The organism is Exiguobacterium sp. s91 (genome assembly GCF_018618915.1).
Classification (GTDB): domain Bacteria; phylum Bacillota; class Bacilli; order Exiguobacteriales; family Exiguobacteriaceae; genus Exiguobacterium_A; species Exiguobacterium_A abrahamii.
Window position 1 is genome coordinate 96503 of record NZ_JACSMZ010000001.1, and the last position, 16446, is coordinate 112948.

Below are 16446 nucleotides of genomic sequence, written 5' to 3' on the forward strand. Positions count from 1 at the left end.
GCTTTTTTGATGTTGTTTTTAGGGATGCCGGGAACGAAACATTCGTGTTAAGATAGGTCTATCGAAATGAAATGGGGGAATTCAGATGGAACAAACACCGCTTACGTATCTGAAACAACAAGATGAGGCACTCTTTTCGGCAATGCGCCAGGAACTAGGTCGTCAACGGGATAACATCGAATTGATCGCATCCGAGAACTTCGTCTCGCAAGCTGTCATGGAAGCACAAGGCAGCGTCTTGACGAACAAGTACGCAGAAGGTTACCCAGGTCGTCGTTATTATGGTGGCTGTGAGTATGTCGATCTCGCTGAGAATTTAGCACGCGACCGCGCGAAGGAAATCTTCGGAGCGGAGCACGCGAACGTGCAACCACACTCGGGCGCACAAGCGAACATGGCGGTCTACTTCACGATTCTCGAGCAAGGCGATACGGTCCTCGGGATGAACCTCTCGCACGGTGGCCATCTGACGCACGGTAGCCCCGTCAATTTCTCCGGTGTCCAGTACAACTTCGTGGAATACGGTGTCGATCAAGAGACAGAGATGATTGATTATGACGTCGTCGCGAAATTAGCAGAAGAGCATAAACCAAAATTAATCGTCGCGGGCGCATCGGCGTATCCGCGCGTCATCGACTTCAAACGTTTCCGTGAAATCGCAGACAGCGTCGGCGCTTACTTGATGGTCGACATGGCACACATCGCCGGACTCGTCGCAGCAGGTCAGCACCCGAACCCGGTTGAGCATGCACACTTCGTCACGACGACGACGCATAAGACGTTGCGTGGTCCACGTGGTGGGATGATCCTCTGTAAAGAAGAGCATGCGAAAGCAATCGATAAAGCGATTTTCCCAGGGATCCAAGGTGGTCCACTCATGCACGTCATCGCCGCGAAAGCTGTCGCGTTCGGTGAAGCGCTTGCACCAGAGTTCAAGGACTATATCGGTCAAGTCGTCACGAACGCCAAAGTCCTCGGTGAGGAATTGACGAAGCGTGGACTCCGGATCGTCTCAGGCGGAACGGATAATCACTTGCTCCTCGTCGACTTGCAACCGCTCGGGATCACAGGGAAACTCGCTGAGCATGCACTTGACGAAGCCGGCATCACGGTCAACAAGAACACGATTCCGTTCGACCCAGCGAGCCCGTTCGTCACGAGTGGTATCCGGATCGGAACGGCAGCCATGACATCACGTGGCTTCAAGGAAGCTGAAATGAAAGAAATCGCCGAGTTGATCGAACTCGTCTTGAACCACCCAGAAGAAGCAGACGTTCTCGCACAAGCACGCGAGCGTGTCGTTGCTTTGACAGGTCGTTTCCCACTCTACCCAGAGCGCGGATGACCGTCATCCCCTTCGTCCTTTTCGTTATGAGAAGGGGAAGGGGATTTTTGTTTGTCTAAAAAAGGAGGCGTACGATGTATATTCTAGTCGTTGAAGATGATCCACATATTCAAGCACTTGTCGTATCGACGTTACAGGCCGACGGGCACTCCGTCCGAGCGACAGCAGACGGAAACGAAGCGCTCGCTTGGATTGAGACGATGACGTTCGAAGCAGCCGTGCTCGATGTCCTGCTCCCCGGGCAGACCGGTCTCGTCCTATGTGAGCGATTACGGCAAAACGGGGACATCCCAATCTTGATGCTGACGGCGCTCGGTGAACTGACGGATAAGCGAGACGGCTTTGCAGCAGGTGCTGATGATTACATCACAAAGCCGTTCGATCCGGAAGAATTAGTGTTTCGGCTTCACGCCGTGGCTCGGCGCTATCAAAAAGCGGCGCAACCCGTCTTACATCTCGGGGATGTCACGATTGATAAACGCAGTCAGCTCGTAACGATCCAGTCGACCGAGTGGACACTCCCGCGGCGCGAGTTCGAATTATTACATCAGCTGGCAAGTTTCCCGGGACGGGTCTTCAGCCGCGAGGAATTGATCGAACACGTCTGGGGACTTGATTTCATGGGGGATGACCGGACGATTGACGTCCACATCAAACGACTTCGTGGACGCCTGAAGGAGACGAATCACGTGAAGATCGAGACCGTCCGCGGACTCGGCTACCGGTTGGAGGTCGAAGCATGAGAAGCCTCTATACGAAAATCGTCGGACTCGTCTGTGTCGTCCTACTCGTGTCCGCACTACTCGCTCTTTTAATCAGTAACATTGCCTACTATTCGTTTTGGCAGGACAGCTATAGCCAAAAAGTCGAGGAAGCGGTCGAGACAGCGATTGATTACTACGAGACGCATGGTGACGGAAAGACAGAATCGTTTTACCGGATGTTACAAGCAACTGGCTTTCAACTGTATGTTCGAACAGATGACGGAACGGAGCGTTACGGAAACACATTTCGCAATGAAACGCTCTCGAGTCAAGTCATCGAGCAAGTGAAAAATGGTCAACCGTACTACGGGATGCGTGAGTATCCGTTTCATCTCTTCCTGCTTGGACTATTCGATAACGAAGTCATCAACACGTACGGGACGTCGGTCAAGACGGCACAAGGAACGGATGCAATCTTCGTCCGTCCGGACTTGAGTCGGCAGATTCGCGAGTTACACCTGTTCGTTGGTCTGTTCCTCGGACTGCTTGTCGTGATCAGCTTTCTCTTGCTCGTCTTCTCGATCCGGTATCTCGTGCGTCCGATCCGGCGCCTGACAAAAGCAACGGAACAGATGGCAGACGGCGACTATGGAATTCGAGTCGGAACGAAGGCGCGCGATGAGATTGGTGAACTGTCCCGACGCTTTGACGAGATGGCGATGGCGATTGAAGCGTCCGATACGGAACGACGTCGGTTCGTCGCAAACGTCTCGCATGAATTCCAGTCACCGCTGACGACGATCTCGGGGTACGCGGGACAACTCGACGTGACGGGAGAAGACGTCAGGAGACGGGCGATCATTCAACAAGAGGCAGCGCGAATGTCGGAGCTGACGCGTCAATTATTGATCTTAGCAAAGCTCGATGAAGGACGGCGCTTCAAGCGACAAGCACTCGATCTACGAACGAGTCTAGAGACGACACTCACAACACTTGCATTTCAGCTGGATGAGCAAGGCATCGCTGTCGCACTCGATGTATCGCCAGCACTACAGATTCAAGCAGATGCCAGTGCGCTCGAACATGTCTTCCAAAATGTCATTCGAAATGCCGTCTCAGTCTCAGCCGAAGGAGCGACGATTCATATTCAGGCGGAAGAACAAGTGAATCAGGTCATCGTCCGAATCAAGGACGAAGGACCAGGGATGACCGAACAACAGATGGAACATGCCTTTGAACGCTTTTATCAAGGCGATGCATCCCGAACGTCGCGCGGGACGGGACTCGGGCTTGCGATCGTTAAAGAGACGATGCGCCAACTTGGTGGGGACGCGAACTTGTCGTCTGATTCATCTGGTTTGACTGTGACATTGACTTTTTTACGCATTTGACACGTGCGTTCATGTTCCGTTCATATTGCAGTCGTATCATCAATCCTGTAGCGAACATACAGGAGGGATCACGCAATGAAATTAGGATGGAAAGAACTCGTCCGGATGAAAGGACGATTCAGTTGGATGACGATCGTGACGATGTTGATCGTCTTATTGATTTTGATGATCACCGGTCTTGCGGATGGACTGGCCTATGACAATGGGGCTGCCGTTCGGAATCTGCCGGTCGAGCAGTTTGCGCTGAGTAAAGACGCAGAAGGACAGCTGACGCGTTCGTTCTTACAGGCGGACGAGACACCAAAGGGCGCGGAAGCACTCGGTGTCCAGAACATGGTGCTTGAGAAGAAGAATGGAACGAAGGATGATGTGACGGTCTTTGCGTTACCAGAGACGACGAATTATGGTCCAAAACAGTTGCAATCATTGCAAAAAGGTGAAGTTCTCGTTGATGCTGCGTACGCGGAGCAACGCGGAACCCGTGTTGGCGATACGATTACGGATTTTCGGACGAAAGAGACGTTCCGAATTGCCGGTACAGTAACGGACGGACGTTATAGTCACGCACCGGTCCTTTGGATGACGGATGAATCGTGGCAAGCATGGCAATCGAAGATGGGGGCATCATACGTCTCAGCGTATATCGGTCAGTCGTTGCAAACGGATCAAGCCGTCTTCTCAAAACAAGCAGTCGTTGAGAACGTACCAGGCTATGCAGCGGAGCAAAACTCCTTCCAGATGATGCGGGTCGCACTCGTCGTCATCGGGGCATTGATTCTGACTGCCTTCTTCTATATTTTGACGATGCAAAAGATGAAACAGCTCGGTGTCTTGAAGGCAATCGGCATCCGGACCCGGACGATGGGTGCGAGTCTACTCGTACAAGTCATCCTCTTGACGAGCCTCGCCTTTGCTGTCAGCGTCGCCATCACCTATTTAACAAGTCGTTTCTTACCGGCGGATCTTCCATTCCGTTTTGAATGGTCGACTAGTCTGATGTACGGCGGCATTTTACTCGTAACGGCAATCCTCGGTGCGCTCGTTCCGTTACGGATGGTCAAGAAACTCGAAGCGGCAGATGCGATGGGAGGAATGAACGGATGATTCGATTAAATCAGATTGAGCAAAGTTATGGTGAGATGACGGTTCTACATGACATCAACTTACAAGCAGAAGCGGGTGAGTTGATTGCCCTCGTCGGACCAAGTGGTAGCGGGAAAAGTACATTGCTCCAGTTGCTTGGATTGTTACAGACACCAACGAACGGTGCCGTCTACTTTGATGATACGTGCGTCAGTGAAGCAGCGGACGAAGAACGTCGTCGTTTGCGTCTCGAGGAAGTCGGGTTCATCTTTCAAGAATCGCATCTCGTACCATTTTTGACAGCAGGAGAGCAACTCGAATTGGTCGCAAAGGAGGCTGGACGGACGGTTGACGCGACGGCGGCGCTCGCCGTGTTCGGACTCGAGCACCGGAAAGACCATTTGCCGCACGCCTTATCAGGTGGCGAACGACAACGTGTCGCGATTGCCCGGGCCTTCGTCAATGAACCACGACTTGTACTCGCGGATGAACCGACGGCAAGTCTCGATTATCCGAATGGTCGCCGGGTGATGGAGTTGTTACAACAACAAGCGCATGTTTCTAACAAGACCGTCATCGTCATCACGCATGACGAACGGATGCTTGACGTCTGTGACCGGATTTGGCGGATTGAAGATGGGCGGATCACGGAAGCAACAGCATCCCGATCCTATTCTCATAGCTGAACGACTTTTCCTTTTGCTTTCGTGCGTCAGTGCATGTAAAAGCAAAAGGTTTTTTTTGATGATTTGTCCACAAGATAGGGGAAACGGACCATTTGCGGAAGCGTTATCTTTGTTATACTTAACCATAGTAAAAAAAGATAAGGGTGGAAATAAATGTGAATTTGACAGCCTTGATTCAAAGTGAATTACAAGCCATCCAGACCGAACGATTGACGGAATGGTTTACACATAAAAGCCGCGAGCGCCGGGAATATCAACGGATGCTCGAAGATTTCAAAGCAATCGTCATCATGCAACAGGCAGGATTTTATGAGCAAGCGGATGCTCGTTTCGAACAGTGGAAGACCTTACCGATGCCAGCAGAAGTCTATCGTTATCGCCTGGCGATTGCAGGAAAAGCAGGCGGAAAACGCATTGTGCAGAAACGACTGTCATCGTTTCCGATGACGGTTCAGAATCATCCACAATTGAAAGACTGGAAGAGACTCGGAAAAATGAACCAGTGGTGGATTGGTGGAGCCGTTGCTGTCGTCTCTCTCATTCTCGTCTGGACACAGTTGGATAGCGAACCCGCAACACCGGTCGCAACGAAACAAACAGAGGTCGAGCAACAACTCGCAGCGTTGCAAACGGAAGTCGAACAGTTAAAAGAAAAAAACGAACAGTTGGCAAGTGAGCAAGAGAAGGCGAAAGCGATCAAGCCAGAGAAGAAGGAAACAAAAACGGAAACGCAGGAGCCAAAAGTGTCTGCGAAAGACGCGCTCGAGCAAGGGGTTGCTGCTGTTCAGGCGAAAGACTACAAACGAGCAGACAGTGTCTTGACCGGATCCGTCTTGACGAACAAAGAGACAGCAGGTATGGCACGCTTCTATAAGTTGATCGCTGCCGGAAAGCTCAAGCAGACGACACAGGCGGATTATATTGCCTATCGGAAAGATTTCCCGAAGTCCGGATACATGAGTGACGTCCTCTGGATGCAAGCGGTCTATGAACAAAAATATAAAAAAGGTGATTATCGTGCGACCCTGCAAGAACTCGCGAAACAACCGGACAATGAATGGTCTTACGCCGCAAAAGCAATTCTATCAGGGAAGAGTACGCTCGGGAACTGACGAAAAAACAGTTCCCAAGCAGTACGTTTTTAGAGTACAATGCGAAAAGAGAATGGAGAGGAGATGCAAACAATGAGTAAAGTACATGTATTTGATCACCCATTGATTCAGCACAAGATGACGATCATGCGTAAAGTCGAAACAGGAACGAAACAATTCCGGGAACTTGTCGACGAGGTGGCTTCATTGATGGCATATGAAATCACACGTGACCTTCCACTCACAGATGTCGCGATCGAGACACCGGTCACGAAGACGACGCAAAAGATGATCGAAGGCAAGAAACTCGGGATCGTCCCGATTCTCCGCGCCGGTCTCGGTATGGTCGACGGCATGCTCCGCATGATGCCGAACGTCAAAGTCGGTCACATCGGTTTGTACCGTGACCCAGAGACACTCGAGCCAACGGAATACTACCTCAAGCTCCCAACAGACGTCGCAGAACGTGATTTCGTCGTCGTTGACCCGATGCTTGCGACAGGTGGTTCGGCGGCAGACGCCATCTCCTCCTTAAAGAAACAAGGGGCAAAGAGCATCAAGCTCGCATGTCTCTGTGCAGCACCTGAAGGCGTCAAACGCGTTCAAGAAGAACACCCGGATGTCGACATCTACCTCGCGGCACTCGACGAGAAGTTGGACGACCACGGATATATCGTCCCAGGACTCGGTGATGCAGGAGACCGTCTCTTCGGAACGAAGTAAAAAACAGCAAGATACACAAAAAGACCGCAGACGATGATCTGCGGTCTTTTCGTTGCTATTTCGTAAACTGCGCAAGACTGCTGAAATATGCTTTAATGAAAAAAGGAAAAAAGGAGGAAGTCACCATGCCGATTACAGTCATGCCGATTTTCGGGACACGACCGGAAGCCATCAAGATGGCACCGCTCGTCAATGCCCTGAAGCAACACCCTGCTTTTGATGTTCATGTTACGATCACTGCCCAGCACCGCGAGATGCTCGATCAAGTGCTCGAACTGTTCGAGATTGAACCCGATCATGATTTAAATATCATGAAGCAACGTCAGACACTTGTTGATATTACGACGCGTGGTCTCGAGGGACTCGATGCGATTATGAAGGAGATCAAGCCGGATCTTGTCCTCGTTCATGGGGATACGACGACGACGTTCGTCGGAAGCCTGGCTGCCTATTACAATCAGATCGCAGTCGGTCACGTCGAGGCGGGACTGCGGACATATAATAAATACTCGCCGTTCCCGGAAGAGGTCAATCGTCAGTTGACGTCGACGCTCGCGGACTTACACTTTGCTCCGACAGCACAAGCTGCAGCGAATCTCGCATCCGAGAACCGTCACGCTGGTGTCTACATCACGGGGAATACGGCAATCGATGCTCTGCAGACGACCGTTCAAACCGATTATGTCCATCCGATGCTTGAGACGGTCGGGGACCGGAAGCTGATCCTGATGACGGCACATCGTCGTGAGAACCAAGGCGAGAAGATGCATCAGATGTTCCGAGCGATTCGCCGTCTCGTCGATGCGTTCACGGATACACACGTCGTCTATCCGGTCCACCTCAACCCAGTCGTTCAAGAAGCTGCGAAGACCGTCTTTGAAGGGCATGATCGAATTTCTCTGATCGCCCCACTCGATGTGTTCGACTTCCACAACTTCGCGAGCCGTGCGCATTTAATCCTGACTGACTCGGGTGGCGTACAGGAAGAAGCGCCATCACTTGGTGTACCTGTGCTTGTCTTACGCGACACGACAGAGCGCCCGGAAGGGATTGCTGCAGGAACGTTGAAACTTGCCGGTACGGAAGAAGAGACGATTTATCAGATGGCAACGGAACTTTTGACGAACGAAACACTTTATCACGAGATGGCGCATGCCTCGAACCCGTATGGCGATGGTCATGCGTCCGAACGCATCGTCCAAGCGATCTTGCATCACTTCGGTCAAGGGGAAGCTCCGGCACCGTTACTCACGCAATGAAGTAGGACAACACGCGTCATCACCCGACTCCTACAGGAGAAAGCGCGACAAGTCGCGCTGTCAGAGACGAACAAGACCCGAATTCACGGACCGGAAGGAACGTGAATCCTGGCTTGTGTCTCGCCTGAGGAAAGCGGGTGAAGGAAGCGTGGAAAATTCAAAGCAAGATAAAATACTAGTATATGTAGCTTCTTACACGAAGGAGCTATATTATTTTTGTCATTTCCGCTAAAATCAGCTCATTTGTTTAGAAAATGTAAAACCAGATGACCTTGAAACTGGAAAGGAAACGATGACGATTCAAGCTGTGACGTACCGCACGATTGAAAAAATGGAAATCGCTGAAATGTATTGTTACAAACAGATGTCAGAGCTGTTTTTATGTCCCGATTCGGAAGCGTTTTCAATTGTGAACAAAAAATGTTTTTTCACAAAATCGACACAAATCAATTTTAAAGGTCTTGTTTCGCTTTAACGGGCACGATATAACGTTACTATTCAACGGTTTTGTTCACCATATGAACAATCTCTTTAACCGTTGATAGTACTACATATTTTCTTCACATCTTCGTGAAATGACTTGCATGGATGACATCTGTGAAAACCTTATCAATCGTTGATATGTATAGGTTTTTCGGCTCTGTTTTTATTGTGAATTCATTTGACTATGAAAGCTGCTTCATTGTATTCTTGACTAGTATGAAAATCCGCAAATTGTGGGAAAGAAAAAGAACTCACAATTGGGAAAAAAGGGGGTCGTCTCTAGTGCGCCAAAACGGGCTCGCGAAGAGTATGGTCATGGCCTCGCAAATTTCGACGGCACTGGCTGCACCGATCGTCATTGGCTTTTTGGTTGGGAACTATGGGGAACAACAACAATGGTGGGAAAAAATGGGTGCGACATTCGCCGTGTTCATCGGGATTTTCATCGGCATTCTTTGCATGATCGCCATGATCAGGCACTTGTTAGGGGAGAAGACATGAACATCATCCTTCAAGATGCGTTGTATCGTGCGTACTTACGATGGTTTGGACTCTTTTATGGAATCCTTGCTGTCCTGCTGCTCATCGGACGCCCGAGTGACCCAGTCATCTATGGACTAGCACTTGGTGGAACTGGCAGCTTTCTGATCTTGACGCTTCAACGACTGAGCGTCGATCGGATGTATCGTGTAATCGAGACGGGGCGCAAGCCAGTGTCTCGAGGGACCGTTTCACGCATGGCGGTCGCGGTACTTTGTGTGATGATCGGTTTGAAGTATCAAACTGAATTGTCATTAACTGCGGTGGTAATAGGCCTTCTCGCCGGCCACGTCATACAATTTTGTGAGTTCTTGACTCACGAACTCAAGCGGGAAAAGAGGTGAATAGTCAAATGAACCACGAAATGCCACTTTACGAAATCCCACTCTGGGGTGACTTCGTTCTGTACGGTAGCTGGACGAACTTGATCACAGTATTGATTGCTGCTGCTCTCGTCTTCTTGATTGCCGTGGCCGGTACGCGACGTCTTGTGATGAAGCCAACCGGTGCTCAAAACGTGATGGAGATGTTCCTCGAATTCGTTCGCGGCATCATCAGCAGCACGATGGACTGGAAAACAGGGGGTCGCTTCCTTACGTTCGGAATGACATTATTCCTGTTCATCCTTGTGTCCAACATCATGGGTCTCCCATTCAACGTCGTGACGGGACACTACATTTGGTTCAACTCACCAACTGCAGATCCTTACGTGACACTGGCACTTTCATCTCTCGTAGTAGTCTTAAGTCATTACTACGGTGTGAAGATGCGAGGCTTCGGCGCTTATGCGAAAACATTCATGACGCCGATGTTTATCATTACCATCATCGAGGAGTTTGCAAACACGTTGACGCTCGGTCTTCGTCTTTACGGAAACATCTTCGCTGGTGAAATCATGATCGGAATCATTCTTTCGATCGGTATCGTCTCTGGTACGAACGATTTCCAATTCCTCGGACCAGTCGGCGCGATCATCTCGGGTATCCCGATGTTGATCTGGCAAGGATTCTCACTCTTCATCGGTGGTATCCAAGCGTATATCTTCCTTATCTTGACGATGGTTTACATCGGACATAAGGCAGCGCACGACCATTAATTCGAAGGTAAAGCATCCGCTTTTCCGATAACAGCACGACAAATCAATGAACATACTCTAGGGAGGCAATTTATCATGAATCTTATTGCAACAGCGATCATCATCGGACTCGGCGCACTCGGCGCAGGTATCGGTAACGGTCTTATCGTAAACGGTACAGTATTAGGTCAAGCACGTCAGCCAGAACTCAAAAACGAACTTCGTCAAACAATGTTCATCGGTATCGGTCTCGTCGAGGCACTTCCAATCATCGGTGTAGCGGTCGGTTTCCTTCTTCTCAACTCTTAATCCACGATTAACGAGAACGGACTACATAGGGCGCTATTCGTTCAACGTTTGAGTGAACCGTCACGGGAGCTTAGGCTCCCTTATGTAGATATTGAAGTCGAACCAACCACGAGGGGAGTGTAATCGAATGAATCTAACGTATCTTGCGGCAGAGGCTGGCGGCGAAGGCAACCAACTCTTACTAGCCAACATGATCGTCACGATCGTCGTTTTCCTCTTGCTCCTCATCCTCTTGAAGAAATTCGCATGGGGCCCGCTCGTCAACATGATGAAAGCGCGGGAAGAGCATGTGGCTAGCGAGATCAACTCGGCTGAAAAGAGCCGTAAAGACGCTGAAGTCTACGTAGAACAACAACGCGAAGAATTAAACAAGGCGCGTACGGAAGCACGCGACCTTTTAGAAGCATCACGCCGTCAGGCAGAAGCAGAGCAAGCACGTGCGATGGAGCAGGCACGTCTTGAATCCGAAATGAGTAAGGAAGAAGCTCGCCGTGCGATCGAACGTGAACGCGCTGAAGCACAAGCTGCTTTGAAGAACGATGTCGCTCTTCAAGCAATCGCTGCAGCACGCCACGTCATGAAAACACAGCTTGCGACGGACGAAGCGGCTCAAAAAGCACTCGTCGATCAATTCCTTGCTGATACTAAGGGCACGAACTAATGCGTGATCACGTAGCGGGACGCTACGCAAAAGCGCTCTTCGATCTTGCGCTTGAGCACCATGTGCTCGAGCAAGCAGAAGCTGATGTGCGGACGCTCGGCGAAGTGCTCCACGCAACACCAGAGCTCGCTTCGGTTTTAGATAACCCATCGATTTCTGCTGAAGAGCTCAAGCAAGTTCTTCAAACAAGCTTCACTGGCTTCAACTCGATCGTCTTGAACACATTGCTCGTCATGGTCGAAAACGACCGGGCAGCAGAGATCGTTACATTACCGGAACACTTCATTGCATTGTTGAATGAACACCGCAATGTCGCGACGGCAATCGTCACGAGTGCATACAAATTGTCAGACGAGGAACTCACGAAAGTGAAAGAGACGTTTGGCCAAAAATCAGGTAAAACGCTTGAAGTCGAGAACGTCGTCGACACGCGTGTCATCGGAGGACTTCGCGTTCAAATCGGTTACACGACATATGACGGTACGATCGAAACTAAACTAACGCGCCTTGAGCGTGAGCTGTTAAAAGCGTAAGAAAATAGGGGTGAAACGCATGAGCATTAGAGCTGAAGAAATCAGCGCCCTGCTTAAAGCGCGTATCGCGCAGTACGGTTCTACGATGGAAGTGAACGAGACAGGTACGGTCATCCAAATCGGTGATGGTATCGCTCGTGCACACGGACTCGACAACGTCATGTCGGGAGAGCTCGTAGAATTCGCTAACGGCACAATGGGCTTGGCGCAAAACTTAGAAGAAGGCAACGTCGGTATCATCATCCTCGGTGACTACCTTGAAATCAAAGAAGGCGACTCTGTTCGCCGTACGGGTCGCATCATGGAAGTACCAACAGGAGACGCACTCCTCGGACGTGTCGTTAACCCACTCGGTATGCCAATCGATGGTCTTGGTCCAATCGAAACAGAACACTACAACCCGATCGAGCGTAAGGCGTCTGGCGTCATGGCGCGTAAATCGGTACACGAACCACTTCAGACGGGAATCAAGGCGATCGATGCCCTCGTTCCAATCGGTCGTGGACAGCGTGAGTTGATCATCGGTGACCGTCAGACGGGTAAAACGTCGATCGCGATCGATACGATCATCAACCAAAAAGAAGAAAACATGATCTGTATCTACGTCGCAATCGGACAAAAAGAATCAACAGTCCGTGGCGTCGTCGAGACGCTCCGTAAAAACGGTGCCCTCGATTACACGATCGTCGTTTCGGCAGCGGCTTCACAGCCAGCTCCACTTCTTTACCTCGCACCATTCGCAGGTGTCGCGATGGGTGAACACTTCATGGACCAAGGCAAACACGTTCTTGTCATCTATGATGATCTTTCAAAACAAGCAGCTGCTTACCGTGAGCTTTCACTTCTCTTGAAACGCCCACCAGGCCGCGAAGCTTACCCAGGGGATGTCTTCTACCTCCACTCACGCCTTCTTGAGCGTGCGGCGAAGTTGAACGACGAGCTTGGCGCAGGTAGTTTGACTGCCCTTCCGTTCATCGAAACACAAGCGTCGGATATCTCAGCTTACATCCCGACGAACGTTATCTCGATCACGGATGGTCAAATCTTCCTTCAATCGGATCTCTTCTTCTCAGGTGTCCGTCCCGCGATCAACCCGGGTCTCTCGGTATCGCGTGTAGGTGGTTCGGCTCAAGTAAAAGCGATGAAGAAGGTAGCGGGTACGCTCCGTCTTGACCTCGCATCTTACCGTGAGCTTGAAGCATTCGCACAGTTCGGATCTGACCTTGATAAAGCGACTCAATCGAAGCTTAACCGTGGTGAGCGGACAGTTGAAGTCTTGAAACAAGACTTGAACCAACCACTTACTGTCGATAAGCAAGTCATCATCATCTATGCCTTGACTCGTGGTCACCTTGATGATGTTGCTGTAACGGATATTCGTCGTTTTGAAAAGGAACTCAACCTCTGGCTCGATCAAAACAGCAAACAACTTTGCGATGAGATCCGTAAGACAGGTAACCTTCCAGCAGACGAAGAGCTCGTAGCAGCAATCTCAGAATTTAAGAAAACGTTCCAAGCGACGGTTTAATCCGGCGGAACGCTCTTGATACTAACAAGGTGGTGAATCGAAATGGCATCGTTGCGCGAGATACAAACGCGGATCAACTCGACGAAAAGTACGAAACAGATCACGAAAGCGATGAACATGGTTTCGGCGTCGAAACTGAACCGCGCTCAAGCACATAGCGCGAAGTTCCAACCTTACATGCTGAAAATGCAAGAGGTACTCGGAACCATTGCGAATGGCACGACAGGTGCGAGCCATCCGATGCTCGAGAAACGTCCCGTCCAAAAGACGGGCTACATCGTCATCACATCGGATCGCGGCTTAGCTGGTGCATATAACGCCAACGTGCTGCGTGAAGTCTACCGGGAAATCAAAGAAAAGCATACTACGGACAGTTACGTTCTCTTCGTGGTCGGTAAAGTCGGTGTCCAGTTCTTCCGTTCACGCGGAATCACGGTCACGGATGCGATCACAGGCTTGAACGATTCTCCTTCGTATGTCGACGTCGCTGAAATCGTGAAGCGCACAGTGAGTGCGTTCACGATCGGCGAAATCGACGAGCTCAAGCTGTGCTACAACCACTTCTTATCTGTCATCAGCCAAGAAGTGAAAGTCGAAACCCTTCTCCCACTCGGAGAAATCGAAGCTTCGTCTTCGACGACTTATGAGTACGAGCCAAGCGAGGAACAAATCCTTGCGGAACTCCTCCCGCGTTATGCGGAGAGCTTGATCTTCGGTGCGCTTCTTGACGCGAAAGTAGCAGAACATGCGTCACGTATGACAGCAATGCAAAGTGCGACAGATAACGCAGATGACTTGATCGGTCGATTGACTCTCGTCTACAACCGAGCTCGACAAGCTGCGATCACGCAAGAAATCACAGAGATCGTCAGTGGGGCTGCTGCGCAGCAGTAATCCCGACTGGCGTAACGATAGGTAGGAGGAAACACGATGAACGAACTCGGTTTAAAAGGCCGCGTCGTCGCGGTCATGGGACCTGTCATCGACGTTAAGTTCGAAGGACACTTACCGAACATCTACAACGCGCTTCGTATTCAATATACGCCGCAAACTGTAGAAGAAGTGGCTATCGACTTGACGCTTGAGGTCGCCCTGCACCTTGGTGACGACGTCGTCCGTACCATTGCGATGGACTCTACGGATGGAGTACGCCGTGGAATGGAAGTACTCGATACGAATGCTCCAATCTCGGTACCCGTCGGAGAAGCGACACTTGGTCGCGTCTTCAACGTACTCGGTAACCCAATTGATGAAAAAGAAATCGCTGCTGACGTGGAACGTCTTCCGATCCACAAAAAAGCACCGACTTTCGATAACCTTTCAACGAAAGTTGAAATCCTCGAGACTGGAATTAAAGTCGTCGACTTGCTCGCTCCTTACATCAAGGGTGGTAAGATCGGTCTCTTCGGTGGTGCCGGTGTAGGTAAGACCGTCCTCATCCAGGAATTGATCAACAACATCGCCCAAGAGCACAGCGGTATCTCGGTATTCGCAGGTGTTGGTGAGCGAACTCGTGAAGGAAATGACTTGTTCCACGAGATGACGGATTCAGGCGTTATCAAACAAACAGCGATGGTCTTCGGTCAGATGAACGAACCACCGGGTGCACGTCTTCGTGTTGCCTTGACTGGTTTGACAATGGCAGAATACTTCCGTGATGAGCAAGGACAAGACGTTCTTCTCTTCGTTGATAACATCTTCCGTTACACACAAGCAGGTTCTGAGGTATCGGCCCTTCTCGGTCGTATGCCATCTGCCGTTGGTTACCAGCCGACACTCGCAACAGAGATGGGTATGCTCCAAGAGCGAATCACATCAACAAACAAAGGTTCGGTTACATCGATCCAAGCGGTTTATGTACCAGCCGATGACTATACTGACCCGGCTCCTGCGACGACGTTTGCTCACTTAGATGCAACGACGAACCTTGAGCGCCGTCTCTCTGAGATGGGGATCTATCCTGCCGTGGATCCACTTGCTTCGACATCACGCGCCCTTTCACCGGAAATCGTCGGCGAAGAGCACTACGGTGTTGCACGTCAAGTTCAGGAAACACTTCAGCGTTATAAAGAACTTCAAGATATCATCGCGATCCTCGGTATGGACGAGTTGTCAGAAGACGACAAATTGACTGTACACCGTGCGCGTCGTATCCAGTTCTTCTTGTCGCAGAACTTCCACGTAGCTGAGCAGTTCACAGGACAAAAAGGATCGTACGTCCCAGTTAAGGACACGATCCGCGGCTTCAAAGAAATCCTCGAAGGTAAACACGATGACTTAACGGAAGAAGCATTCCGTCTCGTTGGTCCGATCGAAGATGCGATTGAAAAAGCGAAGGCGCTTGTCTAAGTGACAAAGCATAAGGGGGACTTGAGATGAACACACTTCATGTCAATATCGTCACCCCGGATGGCGAAGTGTATGATGGCGATATCCGTATGGTCGTTGCGAAGACGATTTCTGGTGAGATCGGGGTTCTCCCGCACCACGTCCCACTCGTAACACCACTCGATATCAGCATCTTGAAGTTGCGCCACGAAGATGGCGGACGCACGTTGATCGCTATCAGCGGTGGCTTTATGGAAGTGCGCCAGGATACTGTAACGGTTCTTGCGGAAACTGCGGAGCAAGCAGACAAGGTCGACTATGACCGTGCTGCAGCTGCGAAGGTTCGTGCAGAACGTCGTCTCCAGGACACGAAATTATCAGAACTCGAATTCAAGCGTGCTGAACTTTCACTGAAACGAGCAGTTAACCGTCTCAGCTTGAAAGACTACGGTCGCGATTGATTTGATGAAACCCCGGTTCCGTTCGCGGAACTGGGGTTTTTTTTGTACAAATCATCAATGATTTTCCGTATGGCAACCGTTTTCGCAACACGATGAAGGATACAGGTTTAAAATACTGCAAAAATGTAAAAGTACACTATATGCCTCGTCTTCACGAATTCTTCAACCTTTTTTCAGTAGAAGACCAAATTTATCTTCAATAAATATATTTTATACGCTAAAATTAATTCAGCGTGTTCTTTTTTG

18 protein-coding genes are annotated in these 16446 nt (G+C 50.3%); all 18 read left to right on the forward strand.

All coding sequences use genetic code 11. The features are described 5' to 3' along the window. Positions 1-85 precede the first annotated feature (85 nt). The 18 genes from glyA (at position 86) to KNQ06_RS00620 (ending at position 16200) form a co-directional block, all read left to right on the forward strand. On the forward strand, positions 86-1345 hold the full coding sequence (gene glyA, locus KNQ06_RS00535; protein ID WP_029342751.1) for a serine hydroxymethyltransferase: 1260 nt from the start codon (positions 86-88) through the stop codon (positions 1343-1345). Positions 1346-1419: 74 nt separating this feature from the next. Then, positions 1420-2088: a response regulator transcription factor gene (locus KNQ06_RS00540; RefSeq protein ID WP_064299236.1), complete on the forward strand. Its 669-nt coding sequence runs from the start codon at positions 1420-1422 to the stop codon at positions 2086-2088. Beyond that, the gene (locus KNQ06_RS00545) at positions 2085-3440 is read left to right on the forward strand and encodes a HAMP domain-containing sensor histidine kinase (protein ID WP_214858438.1); all 1356 of its coding nucleotides are present in this window, start codon (positions 2085-2087) and stop codon (positions 3438-3440) included. Before KNQ06_RS00540 ends, KNQ06_RS00545 begins: the two co-directional genes overlap by 4 nt. Before the next feature lie 75 nt (positions 3441-3515). Next, a complete protein-coding gene (locus KNQ06_RS00550) occupies positions 3516-4544 on the forward strand; it encodes an ABC transporter permease (protein ID WP_214805617.1) in 1029 nt (342 codons plus the stop codon). Then, the gene (locus KNQ06_RS00555) at positions 4541-5209 is read left to right on the forward strand and encodes an ABC transporter ATP-binding protein (RefSeq protein ID WP_215147012.1); all 669 of its coding nucleotides are present in this window, start codon (positions 4541-4543) and stop codon (positions 5207-5209) included. Before KNQ06_RS00550 ends, KNQ06_RS00555 begins: the two co-directional genes overlap by 4 nt. 155 nt (positions 5210-5364) lie before the next feature. Continuing rightward, on the forward strand, positions 5365-6321 hold the full coding sequence (locus tag KNQ06_RS00560) for a plant Invertase/pectin methylesterase inhibitor family protein (RefSeq protein WP_215147014.1): 957 nt from the start codon (positions 5365-5367) through the stop codon (positions 6319-6321). Positions 6322-6393: 72 nt separating this feature from the next. Beyond that, entirely contained in the window at positions 6394-7023 is a 630-nt protein-coding gene (gene upp, locus KNQ06_RS00565; protein ID WP_029342745.1) for a uracil phosphoribosyltransferase, read from the forward strand. A 125-nt stretch (positions 7024-7148) separates the two neighbouring features. Then, entirely contained in the window at positions 7149-8282 is a 1134-nt protein-coding gene (wecB, locus tag KNQ06_RS00570) for a non-hydrolyzing UDP-N-acetylglucosamine 2-epimerase (protein ID WP_215147016.1), read from the forward strand. 765 nt (positions 8283-9047) lie between these two features. Continuing rightward, complete coding sequence (locus KNQ06_RS00575; RefSeq protein WP_214858432.1) at positions 9048-9266, forward strand: AtpZ/AtpI family protein; 219 nt, start codon at positions 9048-9050, stop codon at positions 9264-9266. After that, positions 9263-9649, forward strand: coding sequence for an ATP synthase subunit I (locus KNQ06_RS00580; RefSeq protein WP_023469501.1), 387 nt, complete (start codon positions 9263-9265; stop codon positions 9647-9649). The genes KNQ06_RS00575 and KNQ06_RS00580 overlap by 4 nt, the downstream gene beginning before the upstream one ends. 8 nt (positions 9650-9657) lie before the next feature. Next, positions 9658-10401, forward strand: coding sequence for a F0F1 ATP synthase subunit A (atpB, locus tag KNQ06_RS00585; RefSeq protein ID WP_023469500.1), 744 nt, complete (start codon positions 9658-9660; stop codon positions 10399-10401). A 75-nt stretch (positions 10402-10476) separates the two neighbouring features. Continuing rightward, positions 10477-10689, forward strand: coding sequence for a F0F1 ATP synthase subunit C (atpE, locus tag KNQ06_RS00590; RefSeq protein ID WP_023469499.1), 213 nt, complete (start codon positions 10477-10479; stop codon positions 10687-10689). 127 nt (positions 10690-10816) lie between these two features. Continuing rightward, complete coding sequence (gene atpF / locus KNQ06_RS00595) at positions 10817-11350, forward strand: F0F1 ATP synthase subunit B (protein WP_023469498.1); 534 nt, start codon at positions 10817-10819, stop codon at positions 11348-11350. Continuing rightward, positions 11350-11883, forward strand: coding sequence for a F0F1 ATP synthase subunit delta (locus tag KNQ06_RS00600; protein WP_050676947.1), 534 nt, complete (start codon positions 11350-11352; stop codon positions 11881-11883). The genes atpF and KNQ06_RS00600 overlap by 1 nt, the downstream gene beginning before the upstream one ends. A 19-nt stretch (positions 11884-11902) precedes the next feature. Next, the gene (gene atpA / locus KNQ06_RS00605; protein ID WP_215147018.1) at positions 11903-13411 is read left to right on the forward strand and encodes a F0F1 ATP synthase subunit alpha; all 1509 of its coding nucleotides are present in this window, start codon (positions 11903-11905) and stop codon (positions 13409-13411) included. Positions 13412-13453: 42 nt separating this feature from the next. Further along, on the forward strand, positions 13454-14305 hold the full coding sequence (gene atpG, locus KNQ06_RS00610; RefSeq protein ID WP_214747105.1) for an ATP synthase F1 subunit gamma: 852 nt from the start codon (positions 13454-13456) through the stop codon (positions 14303-14305). Between the two features lie 36 nt (positions 14306-14341). Next, positions 14342-15760: a F0F1 ATP synthase subunit beta gene (gene atpD / locus KNQ06_RS00615; RefSeq protein WP_023469494.1), complete on the forward strand. Its 1419-nt coding sequence runs from the start codon at positions 14342-14344 to the stop codon at positions 15758-15760. A 26-nt stretch (positions 15761-15786) separates the two neighbouring features. Then, on the forward strand, positions 15787-16200 hold the full coding sequence (locus KNQ06_RS00620) for a F0F1 ATP synthase subunit epsilon (protein WP_023469493.1): 414 nt from the start codon (positions 15787-15789) through the stop codon (positions 16198-16200). Positions 16201-16446 lie beyond the last annotated feature (246 nt).